This window comes from Mycobacterium aquaticum, assembly GCF_002086485.1.
GTDB classification, from domain to species: Bacteria; Actinomycetota; Actinomycetes; order Mycobacteriales; family Mycobacteriaceae; genus Mycobacterium; species Mycobacterium aquaticum.
In genome coordinates this window covers 37,878-51,831 of record NZ_MVHF01000023.1, presented here as the reverse complement: position 1 = coordinate 51,831, position 13,954 = coordinate 37,878, and the positions used below count along the sequence as shown (strand labels likewise).

The following is a 13,954-nucleotide window of genomic DNA, read 5'->3' as shown; positions in this document are numbered from 1 at the left end:
GAGGCGCTGTCGTGTCGCGAGTGGGAGGGCCGGTCACCGTGATACGGGTGGTCAACATGGTCGCAGTGGTCGCCATACTGGTGCTGACGGGGGCGTGCACATCGAGGACGACGACGTCACCCCCAGCCACGCCGGCCACCGGTGGATTGTCACAAGTGCTGCAGCGCGGGACGGTTCGAGTGTGCAGTACCGGTGACTACCGCCCGTTCACGTACCGTGATCCCGCGGGTGCCTGGAGCGGCCTCGACATCGATATGGCCAGCGATATGGCTGGTCGGCTGGGCGTCCGGGTAGACGTGGTCCCCACCACGTGGGCAAGCTTGGTCGACGATCTGAACAACAAGTGTGATGTGGCCATGGGCGGCATCAGCATTACGCTGAAGCGCGCCGAGCATGCCCTCTACAGCTCTCCCTATCTACGTGATGGGAAGGCGGCAATCGTTCGTTGTGCCGACAGTTCGAAGTTCCAGACGCTGAGCGCGATCGACCGGCCCGGTGTCCGCGTCGTCGTCAACCCCGGTGGTACCAATGCCGAATTCGACAAAGACCATCTGCACAACGCTCAAGTGGTGAACTATCCCGACAACAACACGATTCTCTCGCAAATCACGAGCGGTGCTGCCGACGTGATGATCACAGACACCAGTGAGATCCGTTGGCACGTAAGCCAGAACCCTCAGCTCTGCGGCGAGAGCCTGGATCACCCGTTCACCTTCTCGCAAAAGGCCTATCTCATCACTCAACCCGCGACCGACCTGCAGCAGTGGATCAACCAGTGGCTGAACATCACTCTGAACGACGGAACGTATGCAGCGCTGAGCCAGAAGTACTTTGGCGCGGTAACCGGACCGTGAGATCAAGGTAGTTCGCGCGGCGTCGAGCCCACATTCTGTACTGGGGCCAAAGACCGACCCGACCAAGGGCTTTTCGCTGTTTTCTCCCAGCCCGTGCCACCGCATGCCACGGTTCGAAGGGCAGGCGGTTCGATTGGTGGTGGATTTCATCGAGCATTCGTGATCTTCTACTCAGGTGCGCCACCCACGTGGTTCGGTTGCGGTGCTTGCCGGGCGAGCGGTTCAGCAACTTGGGCCCACACCGCAGGAAGACGCGAGAGGAACACATGAGGACGATCGCACCGCGCAATACGGCAATCCTCGGCCTGGCCGCAGCCGCCGCGCTGGTCATTGTCGGCTGCAGCACCGGAAAGAGCGCCGAGGAGCCGGCGTCACCGCAGGTCGGGTTGATTGCCACCACCACGGCTGCCTCCCCGGCGCCTGCCGCGGAAGTGAAGCTCATCGGGGAACGAGACGTCGAGGTGACGCTGACCGGCCCGATCGCTGCCAAGTACCAGTCGGCAACCCAGCATCAGAAGGATGCTCTAGGTAAGCCACTGACGGGTGACCGTAATGCAGGAGCACGTGAGAGCGGCGTGTTGTTCCAGCAGTTCCAGGGTGGCGTGATCACCGCCAAGAACGCCGACGCGGACACGCCCGCGTACATCACCTGGGGCAAGATCCGGGAGGCGTGGAATGTCCCACGAAACCCGGATGGCGTACCCGCGGTCACCGGTGAGAACGGCTCGGTGGGTCCTTTGGGCGCACCCACCAGTGACGAGAACGCAGTCGACGACTTGCTGGTGGAGACGTTCGAGCACGGCAAGATCGCGTACGACCCGAAGACCCGTCAGGTCACGGTGACAGTAAACGACAAGGTCGTACCGTCCGGTCTGTAGCGGCGGCTACCGTCACATCCGTGCGTAGCGGCTCAGCACCAGGCTGTAACAGCCGTACGCGACAAAACCCAACGCTGCGCACAAGATCAGAACTGTGCCGTAAGGCAGCTGGGCGAGGGTCTTCACCGCGCCGTCCAGCCCCGTCGCTTTTGACGGGTCTGCACGCACCGCCGCGACAATCACCAACGCACCTGCGCCGGCCAATGTCAGGCCTTCGGCCACGTACCCGGACAGGCCCATCACGGTCACCACACGTCCTGGTGAAACCGTGAGGTCTCTGCAGAATCGGCGTGACGCTCCCTTGAAGGCGTAGTAGCTGCCGATGACAACGATCACGACACCCGATACGACGAGAACTGCCTTGCCTTGCGGCGAGTGCATGAGGCGGGCGCTGAGTCCGGCGTTCTGCACGGCGCCGGACTTGCCGCTTCCCACCGCGTACTGCACTGCGGTGGCGGCGACCGCGGTGTAAACCACCGCGAGACCAAGTGCCTTCAGCCGGTTGCCGATTTCGCGATCTTCAGGGTTGTCGCGGCGCTCACTGGGATGCAGCCCCAGGATCGTTTCGGCGAGGCGCCACAGTATCAAGGGTGCCAACGCGGCGGCGGTCACCCACAGGGCGACACTTCCCCAGGTAGTGTCTGCGATGGTTTTCAGGGCGCCGTTCTGATCTGCTTCGCCTCCCGACCCGGTCGCGATCCGGAAGGTGATGTCCCCGATCAGCAGATGCAGGATGCCGCTGATGACGTAGCCGGCGCGAGCCGCGACACGGGCAACGGGGTGAGTGGTGGCCGAGCGGATGGCCCGCTTCGGACTGTTCTCATTGGCCAATTGGGGGAGCGGTGGTGGGGGCTATGGCTGTCTGCGGCGCCGCGGACGGAACGCGTCTTTGACTTTTTCGCCTGCGTCTTTCAAATGAGACGCCCGCTGATCGGCCCTGCCCTGGGCTTCCAAATCGGGATCGCTGGTTGCGCGCCCGATCGTCTCCTTCAGCTTGCCCCTGACCCGATCGATCTTGTTCCTGGCTTTATCGGTGCCGCTCATCGGACCACTCCTGCCAACTCTGCTTTCATGAACCTCAGACGCGAGTACCCGTTTTCGTCGTCAACCTGTCGCAGTTGAAGCAGCGTGTCGTCAGCGGCGGGTTACGGCCATGGGGCGCGCCGATCGGCCCACTTGGCGAGGTCAGTTGGATCCGCGCCCTCGGTGGGACAGCGAGGCGCTGTTCGCTGGGGACGGATGGACTGGGCACTATGAAGACGGCGCGGCGCTGTGGGAGCCACACGATGATTCGACGAGCGTCTTGGGGTTGCTGGGCGTCATCTGCGGCGTCGGTGGGCTTCTGCGCGCCTGGCCACAGCCCGATTGGTCAACCTGGTGCGCACACTAGTTCCGATGTGGCCCATAGCCATCAGCGCCGCACCGGTTGTGAAAGCGAGCAGGCAATTCAGTGGTGTGGTGGTGCCGCGATCGACGCTTAGGAGCAATGCGATCGCGAGCAACCCAGCCAGGGAGTAACGCCCGATCCAGCCCGCCGCGCTGTGTCGAGTGATCTTTGGCGCCGTGGCGCCGGATCTGCTTTCGGGCCTCCGACCTCGGGGCCTCCGTTCTCTAGGCTTTGGCTTTGGAAGCGGCATTTGCTCGGCGCTGCGATGATTGCGCATGAAGCCCATCAGGACTTCTTCCGCACGCAGGCGCTGCGCGACATCGACCCACAGGCGATGGGTGACCGCTGCGTCACCGTTGCCCGACTGCCCCTGCCGTGCGGCGTAGCCACCCACCCCGGAATGGGCCAACAAGGCGAGAACTTCAGTGACGTCGGTGGATGCCAGATCGGTCAGCACCACCCACGTGTCGGCTGGGACGCCGTTGTCCCGTCCGCTCGGGGGCAGCCGAAACTCGCTGGTGCGTTGATATTGGTCGTACAGGCGCCTCGACCACCCGCTCATGCCGATCGACCTCCCGCCCACTCACGCCTAGTGTCGCGTCGTGCCGGCTCGTTGAACAAGTGCCAGGCACACACCAGGTCGAGAGCGGGGTCGGCCGGCCCCAGTCCGCCGACGTCGATGATCCCGACGAGCCGTCGCCTGTGGTCGACCACAACGTTTGGCGTCTTCTGATTCCAGCGGAAATCGAGCAGAGAGCCGCTCACCGATTCGGAACAACGCATTGACGGTGCCCGAGGAAGCGATCTGTTCAATCGGGAGACCGCGCCATTGGGGAAACTGCTCGCCCACCAGAATGCGCACCATGTCCGTGGTGATCGTCAGCTGGTTGGGATGCATGTCCACACCATGAGAATCCGCATTCCAGGCGCCGACCGGCAACTCGTTTTGCGGCACCGAACCGCGGGCCGCCGATCCAGTGGGGTCAAAGTCCCCCACGCTGAAAACCCCGCCACGCCCGCCCGGCCGTCACGCGGTACGGCGGTGTTTCCGCTTTGCCTCGTAGTACCGCGCACGCTCATCGAGCAGCCCCAGGAACCCGACAAGTTCCTCGCGAGCCCGCTCACCCTCAGGGCCAAAGTCGGTGCGGTCGAAGATGTTCCAGAATCGCAATACGGGAATCAGCACGTCGTCATGGTGGATGCGCAGGTCGTAGATCCCGGCTTTCGCGATGGTGATGGCGTTCTGGGCGAAGTCGGCCATGCCCAGGCCGGGCATCGCGAAATTGATGACCTCGTCGCGGATCGCGGCCATCGCCGCGTCAGGGGCGACCTCCAGAGCCGCGGCCATCAGATTGCGGTAGAACACCATGTGCAGGTTCTCGTCGGCGGCAATGCGGGCGAGGAGCTGATCAGCCACCGGGCAGCCCGACGCTCGGCCGGTGTTGCGGTGCGAGACCCGCGTGGCCAGTTCTTGGAATGACACGTAGGCCAGCACCGCCAGAGGAGTCCTGTCGCCCGCGTCGTACCCGGCGACGGTGTGCTCCATCCGGAGGCGTTCGAGGGCGACAGGGTCGACGCCGCGCGTTACCACCAGGTAGTCGCGGAGCACGATGCTGTGGCGGCCTTCCTCGGCGGTCCACTGTCCGATCCAGGTGCCCCAGGCGCCGTCGCGGGAGAAACGGGTGGCGATCTCGCGGTGATACGACGGCAGATTGTCCTCGGTCAGCAGGTTGACGGTCATCGCCACCTTGGCGACGGGGTCCAGCGGCGAGTCCTCCGGCTGCCAGTCTTCGCCGCCGAGGAACGCGAAATCGCGTCCGCGGCTCCACGGCACGTAGTCGTGCGGGAACCATTCGCGGGCCATCGCCAGGTGACGGTCAAGGTTCTGTGCGACAACCGGTTCCAGTTCGTACAGCACGGCTGCTTGGGCATCCATCGGTCAGTCCCTTCATCCACTGTTGGTACTCGGTCTAGAACCTACGGTACCGTAACCTACGGCACCGTAGGTTAGTGGTTGATGGCGTCAAGATGACATCGAGAGATAGCCGCTTAGGTGCTGTGCATCGCCGACGCTCGTGCGCCGGTTGTTTGGCGGTCGGTCGCGTCAGTAGCGATCGAGCTCGATCAACCGCTCGTCGGTGATGCCGAAGTGGTGCGCAATCTCGTGCAGCACGACGTACCGGATTTCCGCACGTAGCCGATCCGCATCGCCGCCGGCGAGTCGCGTGATCGGACCGCGGAAGATGCTGATCTTGTCGGGAAGCACTCCGCCGTACGCGCTGTTCCTCCGCGGCAGCGGTATTCCGCGGTACAGGCCGAGCAGCCGTTGCCCGTCGGGAGGCTCGTCCTCGACGACGATCTCGACATTGCTCATCGCCGCACGGAGATTGGCAGGCAAGGAGCTCAGCGCCTGGTCGATCGCATCTTCGAACGGATCGATGCGACCCGGTTCCGAGTGCGCATCCACCTGCTCAATGGTGCCAGAACCGGTTCGGGCACCGTATTCGATTCCGGCGCGTGGCCTTACCGTCCGTAGCGGACCGGCTCGGTTCTGGCGCGCTGCTGTGTGGACTGCGCGATGTGTCCGGGGTGTCGATGGTGCGTGATCCGGCGGTTGAGTTCGCGATGGTCACGCTCGGTCAGTGAGTGGCTCTTGTAAGCCAGGAGGTCCAACTGGTGCCAGCTCAGCCCGTCGAGGTTGCCGTCGGCGTCATGGGTTGCCACGACGACGCCACCGCGCAGCAGCGGCACTGTCTTTGCCGTGAATTGTGTTGTCGCCAGGAGCAATTCGGTGGCCCGACGGTTGGGCCGGTGTTGGCAGAACTGGGTCGACGGGGCGAACCAGAAGTCGAACTGCCGGTCGGTGCTGGTCAGGCTTTCGAGCGCGTAGTCCTTGATGAGCTCGGCGATGTCGGCTTGGCTGAAGGCTTGTGTTTCAAGGGCGACGCCAGTGGGACGCACGTACAGGATGGTGTTCATTCCGATGTTCCATTCGACTCTATTCTTTGCTGTTCGGACGGGGCCGGCAGCGCCGACCGCCGTTACTAGAGTTGCCCATGTGACAGTTGGGATAAACATTCATAACAAAATGGGTTATGTCGGGGCCTGGCGTCGTTACGCCGTCTGACTGGTGTCGGAGCTCTTGCCCGGTGAGTGGTAACCCTGGTGCACCGGTGATTCCCAGGTGTAGGGCTCGTCGGGATGGCCGGAGCCGCCCAGGATGAAGGAACGGTCGCTGCGGTTGGCCCGCGCGATGGACACCATCCACGTTCCGACCGTGCTGAAGCGGTTACGCACCCCGGTGAGGAAGGCGATGTGGATGAATCCCCAGCCGAGCCATCCGAGGACGCCCGAGAGCTTCACCGGCCCGGCCTGCAGCACGGCCTGTCCACGGCTGATGTAGGCCGCCGATCCCAGGTCGCGATACCGGAAGTCTTTGCGTCCGCGCCCGGCGAGGTCACGCTTGATGCAGGCGGCGACGTGCAAGCCGCCCTGCATCGCGTTCTCCGCGACACCGGGCAACCCCTCGCGGCCGGCAAGATCCCCGATGACGAACACCTGAGGATGGTTGGGTACCGACAGATCGGGGTTCACCGAGATGCGCCCTGACCGGTCGGTTCGCGCACCGAGCGCCTCGGCAGCGTGCCGCGCGAAGGGAACGCCTTCGACGCCCGCCGTCCACAACACCGTGCGTGCGGCGTAGTCCTTGTCCGGGCCGCCGGCCTTGGGGCTCACGGTGACACCGTCGCGCCGGACGTCGGTGACGTGCACGCCGAAGTGCAGCTCGACGCCCAGTTCGTCAAGAGTCTGCGACGCTCGCTCGGCGAGTGCCGGCGGGAAGCTCTTCAGTACCCGGTCTCCGCCGTCGACGAGCAGCACGCGCGCTTCCTCGGGCTCGATGCTGTGAAACTCATTCGCTAGTGAACGGGTTGCCAGTTCCCTGATCTGCCCGGCCAATTCGACACCCGTGGGGCCTGCGCCGGTGACGACGAACGTGAGCCACTGATCGCGTTCCGGGCCGGCCGGCAACGTCTCGGCGATCTCGAAGGCGGCGAAAACGCGGCGGCGGATACTCAGTGCATCGTCGAGCGTCTTCATGCCAGGCGCCCAGGTGGCGAATTCCTCTTTGCCGAAGTACGACTGACGCATGCCGGCTGCGATCACGAGATAGTCGTACTCGAGATCGAAGGTCGACTCGTCGGGACGACGAGCCGTGACGCGCCGCCCGGCGGCGTCGAGTCGGATGGCCTCGCCGAGCAGTGTCGTCACGTTGCGGTGACGCGCGAGTTCCTCGCGCAGCGACCGGCTGATCTGGCCGATGCTCAAAGTTCCTGTGGCACATTGATAGAGCAGCGGCTGAAACACGTGGCACGCTGCCCGGTCCAGCAGCGTGACGTCGACGTCGAGGCCTCCGAGCCGGCGGGCGCAGAACAAGCCGCCGAACCCTCCGCCGATGATCAGGACCTTCGGGCGTGCGTTTCCCATATTGAATCAGCCTCCCACCGCTGTATCGAACTAACTGTGTCACAACGGTTTAAACGCCGACCAGTCAGCCGAAGGCGAGAGGCCTTCGCGCGCGTCTTGGCGGTTCTGACAACCGACGACTTTGGGTCCTCTAGCCGATGGCTTGTTTGATCACGTCGCGGGCGCGGTCGAGCAACGATGCGAACGGTCCCACGGCGAAATTCAACTTCGCCGATTCCACACCCGGATGCGGACGGGTCGGCGCGATCGCCTCGGCCGTTTTCACCGCTGTCGCCATCTGCTTGAGCTCGTTGGCATCGAGTTCTCGTTGCAGCTTGGGGAATTCCTCGTTCTCCTCATGCTTGGCGTGCTCGAGTACCGCATCCCTGAGCTTCGTGAGCTCGTCGATGAACTGCTGAGAGGTGACGTCGAGGGCCTCGATGTCGGAAAGCAACTCCTTGGCGTCGTGTTCTTCCTGCAATCGTGCATCGACAATCGAATCGTCGCCGTCCAACTCGCGGCGTACCCGAGGATGCACAATCATCTCCTCGGCTGTCTCGTGCACGGCGAGCAGTTGGCGCAGTGCGATAAACGGCTTCTCGCGGGCTTTCGGGTCGGATGCAAGAAGCACCTGATCAAACATGTCCTCGATGAGGGCATGCTGTGCTTTGAGGAACGCGACAACTTCCTCGGGCGTTTGGACAATCATTTCGGCCACGGCGACAGACCTCCAGTCGTGGGGCAGTTCGAGTGCGCGCGCTACGGGCTGTGCGCGCCACCACGCCTCTGTACCCCCGCAGCGGGAGACCAAACGTCAACGTCGTCAGCTGTCCGCGCTGTCACGGTAGGCTGCGCCACGGCCGCTGAAGTGGAGGAACGCCATGGCTGAGCGCTCTGGGGACGTGTTCGGTAAGCGCTATGGCGAGGTGCTTTTGCTACGCAAGGGCGAATCCGGGCTGGAGGCCACTGTGTACAACAGTTTTCCGCTCAGCGACTGCCCGACCGAGCTGTGGGACAAGCTCGACGCAGCAGCCATTGCGAAGGAGAACGGAGCAATGGCGGCCCTGCTCAACGGTCCGCGATATTGGCTGATGAGCACGATCGACAAGGTTGCCGATCAGCAGCAGGAAATCAGAACCTTCGGTGGAATCTCCATGATCGAGCAGGCCACCGTGAAACTGTCCTCGCAGAACCCGGCCCCTTACAACGTCAATCACGTCGACCGTCGCACGGTGTTCACCTTCGACGTCGGCCGACCGGTGTTCGAACTCGTCGACCCGGGTGGCCGACGGTGGGTCATGCAGACCTGGAGCCAGACCGTCGACAAAGGCTTGACGATCGAGGATCTACCCGGCCTCGCCCGCCGCCTCAGGTTGCCGGAAGGGTGGCGCTATGAGACCCGCATCCTCCACAACTCACTGAGCGTGGACACCACGATCCGCGATGCGACCGTCATCCAGGACGACCTGGCGAACACCTACTCACTGCAGTTCTGAAGCGAGCCGCCGTCATTCCCGCCGGACCTGGGATCCCGTCGGGTGGCTACGACGGGCTTGGGGCCTGTCGCACGAGGTAAATCAGAGGACGGCCGCGGTGGTCCACGGTTTCGTGGTGGCGTTCAAATCCGATTTTCTCCAAGACCCGTAGCGAGGGCGTGTTCCATGCGCCGACGGTCGACCAGATCCGGCGTCGACCCGTGGCGAAGGCAGCGTCCATCACCGCGCGGGCGGCCTCGGTCGCGTAGCCCTGACTGTGGAAGCGCTTGAAAATTTCGTAAGCGATTTCAGGCTCGTCGAGAGTGCAGCGGCCCACGATGAGACCGCAGTAACCGAGCGGTTCGTCGTCTGTGCGACGGCGTATCGCGAGCAGCCCAATGCCGTTCTGCTCGGCCAGAATCCGTTGCGCGGCCATCCGACCGCGGACGCTCTGGAGAGACTCGGTTACTCCGCCGTCATGTTCTCCGAGCAGTGCGAGGTTCCATTCGGCGTCGCCCACGTCACGAAGCTTCATGTTCAGACGAGCGGTGCTAAGCGAGGTCGGCATGGCGGCATAGCGCATCGCTTCACTCCCTGTCTTCGTCGACGTCACTGTACTAACCCGGCGGCTGTGTCTCGCTTCGTCACGAACGAGAACCAGGTTCAAAGGCTTGCAAGGAGCGCTGATAGCGCACCTCCTGGACCGGGTGACCGCCGATTGAGTCGGTTCGTTGTGTACCGTCGCAGTGCCAGCCGGCTGATTCGTAGAAGCGGCGGGCGCGGTCGTTGCCCGTCAGCACCCACAGGGAGGCCGCGACATGGCCCCGACTGCGGAGTTGCTCGCAGCCAGCGGTGATCAACCGCTTACCGATCCCGGAGCCCCATCTGGGCGGATCTACATAGATTGCCCAGATTTCCCCACTGCCTGGCCGGTCATCGTCGCGGCAACGACCTGTGGTGATGTGGCCGCAGATCGTGTCCCCGGCGACAGCGACCTGGGTGAAGGGACCGTCGGGGTTCATCTGGTCAAAGGCGTACCGGCCGGCCCTGTCTTCGGCTCGCAACGCGTCGAGATAGCCGGTCGGAAGCAGGCCCTGGTAGCCCACTTGCCATGAGCGGACATGGGCGAGCGCAACTGCCATCGCGTCCTCCGCTACGGCCTGCCTGATGCGAATCAACTCGTTGGCGGGCATGCGGTTCATCGTGACAGCTCACTGGCGCAGGCTCCAACGCATTAAGTGCCCATGACACAGGACGCCAATTGCCCCAACCGCCAACATCATCGAGCTTGGCACGCGCAGCGCATCCCCGGTTTCACTTGTCGGAGCGGACCGACTCATCCCAGGATCGCCCGCGCAGCGCGTTCCGCGATCAGCATGACCGGCGCGTTGGTGTTGCCGGAGGTGATGGTGGGCATCGCCGAGGCATCGACGACTCGAAGACCGGCGACGCGATACACGCGGCAGTCGGTGTCGAGCACCGTGGTGGCTGCCCGCGGAACACCTTGTGTGTCAAAGGCTCCCATCGTGCAGGTGCCCACCGGGTGGAAGATCGTCGTACCGAGTTCACCAGCGGCCTGTTGCAGATCGTCGTCGCTCACCAGGTCGGGGCCGGGCAGCAACTCTTGCGGGCCATAGCGGGCCAGCGCTGGTGCCGCCATGATCTTGCGGGTCATCCGGAGACCCTTCACGGCGATGTTCCGGTCAGCGTCAGTGGACAGGTAATTGCACGAGATCTTTGGGTTCGACAGCGGATCGGCATCGGCCAGGCGCACGTGGCCGCGCGAACTGGGTCGCAGATTGCAGACCGAGGGAGTGATGGCCCCGAAGCTGTGCAAGGGTTCGCCGAACTTGGGCAACGACAGGGGCTGCACATGCCATTCCAAATCGGGACTGGCCAGCGCCGGGTCGCTTTTCGCGAAAGCCCCCAGCGTGGAGGGCGGCATGGTCATCGGTCCTGACCGCAGCGTCATGTACTGAAGTCCCATGCCGCCACGGGTGATCCAATTCCGGTACAGGGTGTTGACGGTCCGGGCTCCCTGGACTCGGTAGACGGTTCTCAGCTGCAGATGGTCCTGGAGGTTTTCGCCCACTCCTGGCAGATCGACGGCCACCGGCACGTGATGCTGGGTGAGCAGCCCGGCCGGTCCCAGACCCGAGAGCTGCATGAGATGCGGTGAGCCGATCGCTCCGGCGCTCAGGATCACCTCCCGACGGGCACGAACGTCGATGCTCTGGCCGTCCTTGAGCAGCCGCAGGCCGGTGACGCGGTGCTGAGCCGTCTTCCAGGCGCCGCGCCGCTGATCGTCATGGACCTGGTTGTCCATCAGCAGCCTCAAAGCCTGGGTCTGGGTGTAGACGGTGAGATTGGATCGGTGGGCGATGGGATGCAGGAAAGCATCAGCCATCGACCAGCGACGGCCTCGTCGTTGGTTGACGTGAAAGTAGGCGCTACCGGAGTTGTCGCCACGGTTGAATTCGTCGATCGGGGCGATGCCCACCTGGGCAGCGGCGGCCTGCCAGGCGTCCAAGATCTTCCAGCGCACTCGCGGCTGCTCGACGCGGATCTCACCACCAGCGCCGTGCCACTCGTCGGCTCCGCCGAAGTAGTCCTCCAGTTCCTTGTAGATCGCCAGTGTTTCGCCGGGACCATCCGAGCCGCCCCAGAGCCACCGGTCGTCACCGGTGGCTTGCGCCCACAGCTCGTAATCGCTTGACTGCCCGCGCATGTGGATCATGGCATTGATCGATGAGCAGCCGCCGATCACGCGGCCCCGCGCGTAGTGAATGCTGCGGCCGGCCAGACCCGGATCGGCCTCGGTCGTGAAGCACCAGTCGGTACGGGGGTTGGCAATGGTGTACAGATAGCCCACCGGCACTTTGATCCAGAACCAGTTGTCTTTGCCGCCGGCTTCGATCAAGAGCACGCGGTGGTCAGGGTTGGCGCTGAGCCGATTGGCGAGCAGGCAGCCCGCACTGCCCGCTCCTACGATGATGAAGTCGTATTCGGCGACGGGGCTCATTCCGGGATCGATCCTCCAAGGCGTCGGATGCGTGTTCTCGTGTGCGGTGACCGTATCAGCGCGCCTTGGGCGGCAAGGTAATACGCAGCGAGTGTGGCGTGGTCAGTCTTTTTCTTCGTCGCGACGCCGCGCGGCCTCGATCACCTCCGGCGGGACGGGCCTCTGCAACCAGGCCCGTATCCGTAACAGTCCGCCGGCGATGGTGCCGACGGCGAGCACCGCAATGAGGATCCAGAGCGCTGTGGACATACAGCAATTGTCCGCCGACAACCAGCCTGTTCGGGCGGATTCGCGATGGGACGCGCTTATGCTGCGCGGCAGGTTCTGAGATAGCTGAGGAATGATGCCTGTAGGCCGGTCACGTGAGTCTCATGCAGGATTTCGCTGGTGACGGCTCGGCCGCGAGAGGTGAGGCGATCAAGAACCGTGGCTGTGTTCATCGCGAGGTTCCGGTAGATGGCTAGGTGTCCGAGAAGCTCTCGGTCGTTGAAGGTGACGTGCAGCTTGGTGGCAGGTGGGTTATCGCCCATCGCCTGGAGGCTGGCGAAGACCTGGCTGTCTGTGGTGACGACGCCGGGACTGCCCGCTCCGATGCTCGCGAACGGCGTGCTGCCGGTGAGCCAGGCATAGAGGCTGAAAAGTCCGCCGTAGGAGTAGCCGAAGAGACCGTGACCGCTTGCGGCTGTGCCATATTCGCGTTGGATCCGAGGATGCAGTTCGGCGGTGAGGAAGCTCAGAAATACGTCGGCGTGGGTGTCGCGTAATTCGGCGAGGTAGGCATCGGCTTCCTCTCGTGTTCTCGCGCCCGCTTGCACTCCCATCTCCAGGGCATCGACGAGCTCCTGGGCGATGCGCTCGCCGGGCGGCACCAAGTCTCTGTTGCGCAGCCGATCCCAGTCCTGTGCTTCTTCGCCCGCATAGCCGACGCTGACTTGGATGTAGGGCTGAATCCGCTGCATGGGGTCCAACTGGGTGACGATGAGCGGAGCCGTCAGACCCACAGCCCAGTTTCCGTCGAGCACATACACCACAGGCGCCTGCATCGAGGTGCGGTCGTAGCCGGGTGGCATGGTGACCCAGACGCCGTAGCCGTGCCCACCGCTGGAACGCATCTCGAAATAGTCGGTGTCAGCGAGGCAGCCGTGCCACATGGAGGTCATTGAAGGCCCTTCACAACTCGGTCGGCCCCACCGCGCAGGCACCAACGCCGACTCTTATCCATCGGACAATATTATCCAATGGATAAACTGTGCGAATGGTCTCGTCGAGCCATCAACGCAAAGGTGACGCGCGTGACCGTCTCCTGGCGCGGCTCCTCGATACCTTCGAGGACTCGCTCCCGTCGCCAGAGATGTCCCTGCGTGAGGTCGCCGCCCGGGCCGAGACCAGCCACGCCCTGCTGCGCTACCACTTCGGATCACTCGCGGGCGTCTTGGCGGCCATGCTCACCCTGCAGCGGTCTCGTGACAACGAGGCGCTCTTGAAGACCGCCCAGCAGGGCACTTTTGACGATCTCGTCGTGGCGATCTGGCGGGCCTACACCCGCCCGGAGCAGTTGTCGCGTGCCCGCGGCTTCTTTCACGTCGCCGGACTTGCCGCATACAACCCAGGGGAGTTCCGTGAGTTCATCGACTCGCTCGACGACCTCACCACGATGCTGGCCACGCTCGCGGAACGCGAAGGACACGACACCGAAGAAGCACTGAGCATGGCCACTGTCGCGGTTGCCGCGATTCGTGGCCTGCTCTTTCAGAACGTCCTGAGCCCAGCGGCCCGTTCGCAAGGCGCGGTCGATCTGATCTTGCGCATGATCAAGCGTTGATGCACACCGGGGCATTGAGGGACTGGTCGCGCCTACCGCCACTCGAGCCTTC

At 63.8% G+C, this 13,954-nt stretch carries 18 protein-coding genes; 4 read left to right on the top strand and 14 right to left on the bottom strand.

The features are described from left to right. The first annotated feature begins 56 nt into the window (after window positions 1-56). Window positions 57-854, top strand: a complete 798-nt coding sequence (locus BST13_RS21345; protein WP_083166071.1) for a transporter substrate-binding domain-containing protein — start codon at window positions 57-59, stop codon at window positions 852-854. A 266-nt stretch (window positions 855-1,120) separates the two neighbouring features. Continuing rightward, entirely contained in the window at window positions 1,121-1,732 is a 612-nt protein-coding gene (locus BST13_RS21340; protein ID WP_083166012.1) for an LGFP repeat-containing protein, read from the top strand. Window positions 1,733-1,744: 12 nt separating this feature from the next. On the opposite strand, the gene BST13_RS21335 is transcribed toward BST13_RS21340, so the two are convergent. The 9 genes from BST13_RS21335 to BST13_RS21295 all read right to left on the bottom strand — a co-directional run bounded on the left by BST13_RS21335 (window position 1,745) and on the right by BST13_RS21295 (window position 8,301). After that, window positions 1,745-2,563, bottom strand: coding sequence for a DUF1206 domain-containing protein (locus tag BST13_RS21335; RefSeq protein WP_083166011.1), 819 nt, complete (start codon window positions 2,561-2,563; stop codon window positions 1,745-1,747). Window positions 2,564-2,584: 21 nt separating this feature from the next. Then, window positions 2,585-2,776, bottom strand: a complete 192-nt coding sequence (locus tag BST13_RS21330) for a CsbD family protein (RefSeq protein WP_083166010.1) — start codon at window positions 2,774-2,776, stop codon at window positions 2,585-2,587. 275 nt (window positions 2,777-3,051) lie between these two features. Next, window positions 3,052-3,681, bottom strand: coding sequence for a hypothetical protein (locus tag BST13_RS39485; RefSeq protein ID WP_083166009.1), 630 nt, complete (start codon window positions 3,679-3,681; stop codon window positions 3,052-3,054). Further along, a complete protein-coding gene (locus tag BST13_RS40330) occupies window positions 3,678-3,902 on the bottom strand; it encodes a phosphotransferase (protein WP_083166008.1) in 225 nt (74 codons plus the stop codon). Before BST13_RS40330 ends, BST13_RS39485 begins: the two co-directional genes overlap by 4 nt. A 244-nt stretch (window positions 3,903-4,146) precedes the next feature. Continuing rightward, entirely contained in the window at window positions 4,147-5,055 is a 909-nt protein-coding gene (locus BST13_RS21315; protein WP_083166007.1) for an acyl-ACP desaturase, read from the bottom strand. Between the two features lie 168 nt (window positions 5,056-5,223). Next, window positions 5,224-5,586 (bottom strand): metallopeptidase family protein, encoded by a 363-nt coding sequence (locus BST13_RS21310; protein ID WP_083166006.1) that lies wholly within the window; start codon window positions 5,584-5,586, stop codon window positions 5,224-5,226. A 56-nt stretch (window positions 5,587-5,642) separates the two neighbouring features. Continuing rightward, window positions 5,643-6,098 carry a hypothetical protein gene (locus BST13_RS21305; RefSeq protein ID WP_083166005.1) on the bottom strand — a complete coding sequence of 152 codons (456 nt, stop codon included), beginning with the start codon at window positions 6,096-6,098 and terminating at the stop codon, window positions 5,643-5,645. A 135-nt stretch (window positions 6,099-6,233) separates the two neighbouring features. Then, window positions 6,234-7,604: an NAD(P)/FAD-dependent oxidoreductase gene (locus BST13_RS21300; RefSeq protein ID WP_083166004.1), complete on the bottom strand. Its 1,371-nt coding sequence runs from the start codon at window positions 7,602-7,604 to the stop codon at window positions 6,234-6,236. Between the two features lie 130 nt (window positions 7,605-7,734). Continuing rightward, window positions 7,735-8,301, bottom strand: a complete 567-nt coding sequence (locus BST13_RS21295) for a hemerythrin domain-containing protein (RefSeq protein WP_083166003.1) — start codon at window positions 8,299-8,301, stop codon at window positions 7,735-7,737. A 163-nt stretch (window positions 8,302-8,464) separates the two neighbouring features. Between BST13_RS21295 and BST13_RS21290 the strand changes: the two genes are divergently transcribed. After that, window positions 8,465-9,079: a hypothetical protein gene (locus tag BST13_RS21290; RefSeq protein WP_083166002.1), complete on the top strand. Its 615-nt coding sequence runs from the start codon at window positions 8,465-8,467 to the stop codon at window positions 9,077-9,079. Window positions 9,080-9,125: 46 nt separating this feature from the next. Here the strand turns inward: BST13_RS21290 and BST13_RS21285 are convergent, their stop codons facing one another. The 5 genes from BST13_RS21285 to BST13_RS21270 all read right to left on the bottom strand — a co-directional run bounded on the left by BST13_RS21285 (window position 9,126) and on the right by BST13_RS21270 (window position 13,240). Continuing rightward, a complete protein-coding gene (locus BST13_RS21285) occupies window positions 9,126-9,641 on the bottom strand; it encodes a GNAT family N-acetyltransferase (protein WP_083166001.1) in 516 nt (171 codons plus the stop codon). A 61-nt stretch (window positions 9,642-9,702) separates the two neighbouring features. Further along, window positions 9,703-10,251 carry a GNAT family N-acetyltransferase gene (locus tag BST13_RS21280; RefSeq protein ID WP_245839759.1) on the bottom strand — a complete coding sequence of 183 codons (549 nt, stop codon included), beginning with the start codon at window positions 10,249-10,251 and terminating at the stop codon, window positions 9,703-9,705. Window positions 10,252-10,394: 143 nt separating this feature from the next. Then, window positions 10,395-12,080: a GMC family oxidoreductase gene (locus BST13_RS21275; RefSeq protein ID WP_083166000.1), complete on the bottom strand. Its 1,686-nt coding sequence runs from the start codon at window positions 12,078-12,080 to the stop codon at window positions 10,395-10,397. Window positions 12,081-12,182: 102 nt separating this feature from the next. Beyond that, window positions 12,183-12,329, bottom strand: coding sequence for a hypothetical protein (locus BST13_RS38325; protein ID WP_095533647.1), 147 nt, complete (start codon window positions 12,327-12,329; stop codon window positions 12,183-12,185). Window positions 12,330-12,385: 56 nt separating this feature from the next. Beyond that, window positions 12,386-13,240 (bottom strand): alpha/beta hydrolase, encoded by an 855-nt coding sequence (locus tag BST13_RS21270; protein WP_083165999.1) that lies wholly within the window; start codon window positions 13,238-13,240, stop codon window positions 12,386-12,388. A gap of 95 nt (window positions 13,241-13,335) precedes the next feature. On the opposite strand from BST13_RS21270, the gene BST13_RS21265 reads away from it, so the two are divergent. Next, window positions 13,336-13,902 carry a TetR/AcrR family transcriptional regulator gene (locus BST13_RS21265; protein WP_083165998.1) on the top strand — a complete coding sequence of 189 codons (567 nt, stop codon included), beginning with the start codon at window positions 13,336-13,338 and terminating at the stop codon, window positions 13,900-13,902. Window positions 13,903-13,954 lie beyond the last annotated feature (52 nt).

Bases quoted from the DNA above. Each gene is read 5' to 3' on its own strand.
- BST13_RS21330 (WP_083166010.1), bottom strand. From the start codon at position 2,776: ATGAGCGGCACCGATAAAGCCAGGAACAAGATCGATCGGGTCAGGGGC.
- BST13_RS38325 (WP_095533647.1), bottom strand. From the start codon at position 12,329: ATGTCCACAGCGCTCTGGATCCTCATTGCGGTGCTCGCCGTCGGCACC.
- BST13_RS21315 (WP_083166007.1), bottom strand. From the start codon at position 5,055: ATGGATGCCCAAGCAGCCGTGCTGTACGAACTGGAACCGGTTGTCGCA.
- BST13_RS21290 (WP_083166002.1), top strand. From the start codon at position 8,465: ATGGCTGAGCGCTCTGGGGACGTGTTCGGTAAGCGCTATGGCGAGGTG.
- BST13_RS21270 (WP_083165999.1), bottom strand. From the start codon at position 13,240: ATGACCTCCATGTGGCACGGCTGCCTCGCTGACACCGACTATTTCGAG.
- BST13_RS21345 (WP_083166071.1), top strand. From the start codon at position 57: ATGGTCGCAGTGGTCGCCATACTGGTGCTGACGGGGGCGTGCACATCG.
- BST13_RS21340 (WP_083166012.1), top strand. From the start codon at position 1,121: ATGAGGACGATCGCACCGCGCAATACGGCAATCCTCGGCCTGGCCGCA.
- BST13_RS21265 (WP_083165998.1), top strand. From the start codon at position 13,336: ATGGTCTCGTCGAGCCATCAACGCAAAGGTGACGCGCGTGACCGTCTC.
- BST13_RS21275 (WP_083166000.1), bottom strand. From the start codon at position 12,080: ATGAGCCCCGTCGCCGAATACGACTTCATCATCGTAGGAGCGGGCAGT.
- BST13_RS21285 (WP_083166001.1), bottom strand. From the start codon at position 9,641: ATGCGCTATGCCGCCATGCCGACCTCGCTTAGCACCGCTCGTCTGAAC.
- BST13_RS39485 (WP_083166009.1), bottom strand. From the start codon at position 3,681: ATGAGCGGGTGGTCGAGGCGCCTGTACGACCAATATCAACGCACCAGC.
- BST13_RS21305 (WP_083166005.1), bottom strand. From the start codon at position 6,098: ATGAACACCATCCTGTACGTGCGTCCCACTGGCGTCGCCCTTGAAACA.
- BST13_RS21300 (WP_083166004.1), bottom strand. From the start codon at position 7,604: ATGGGAAACGCACGCCCGAAGGTCCTGATCATCGGCGGAGGGTTCGGC.
- BST13_RS21280 (WP_245839759.1), bottom strand. From the start codon at position 10,251: ATGCCCGCCAACGAGTTGATTCGCATCAGGCAGGCCGTAGCGGAGGAC.
- BST13_RS40330 (WP_083166008.1), bottom strand. From the start codon at position 3,902: ATGCGTTGTTCCGAATCGGTGAGCGGCTCTCTGCTCGATTTCCGCTGG.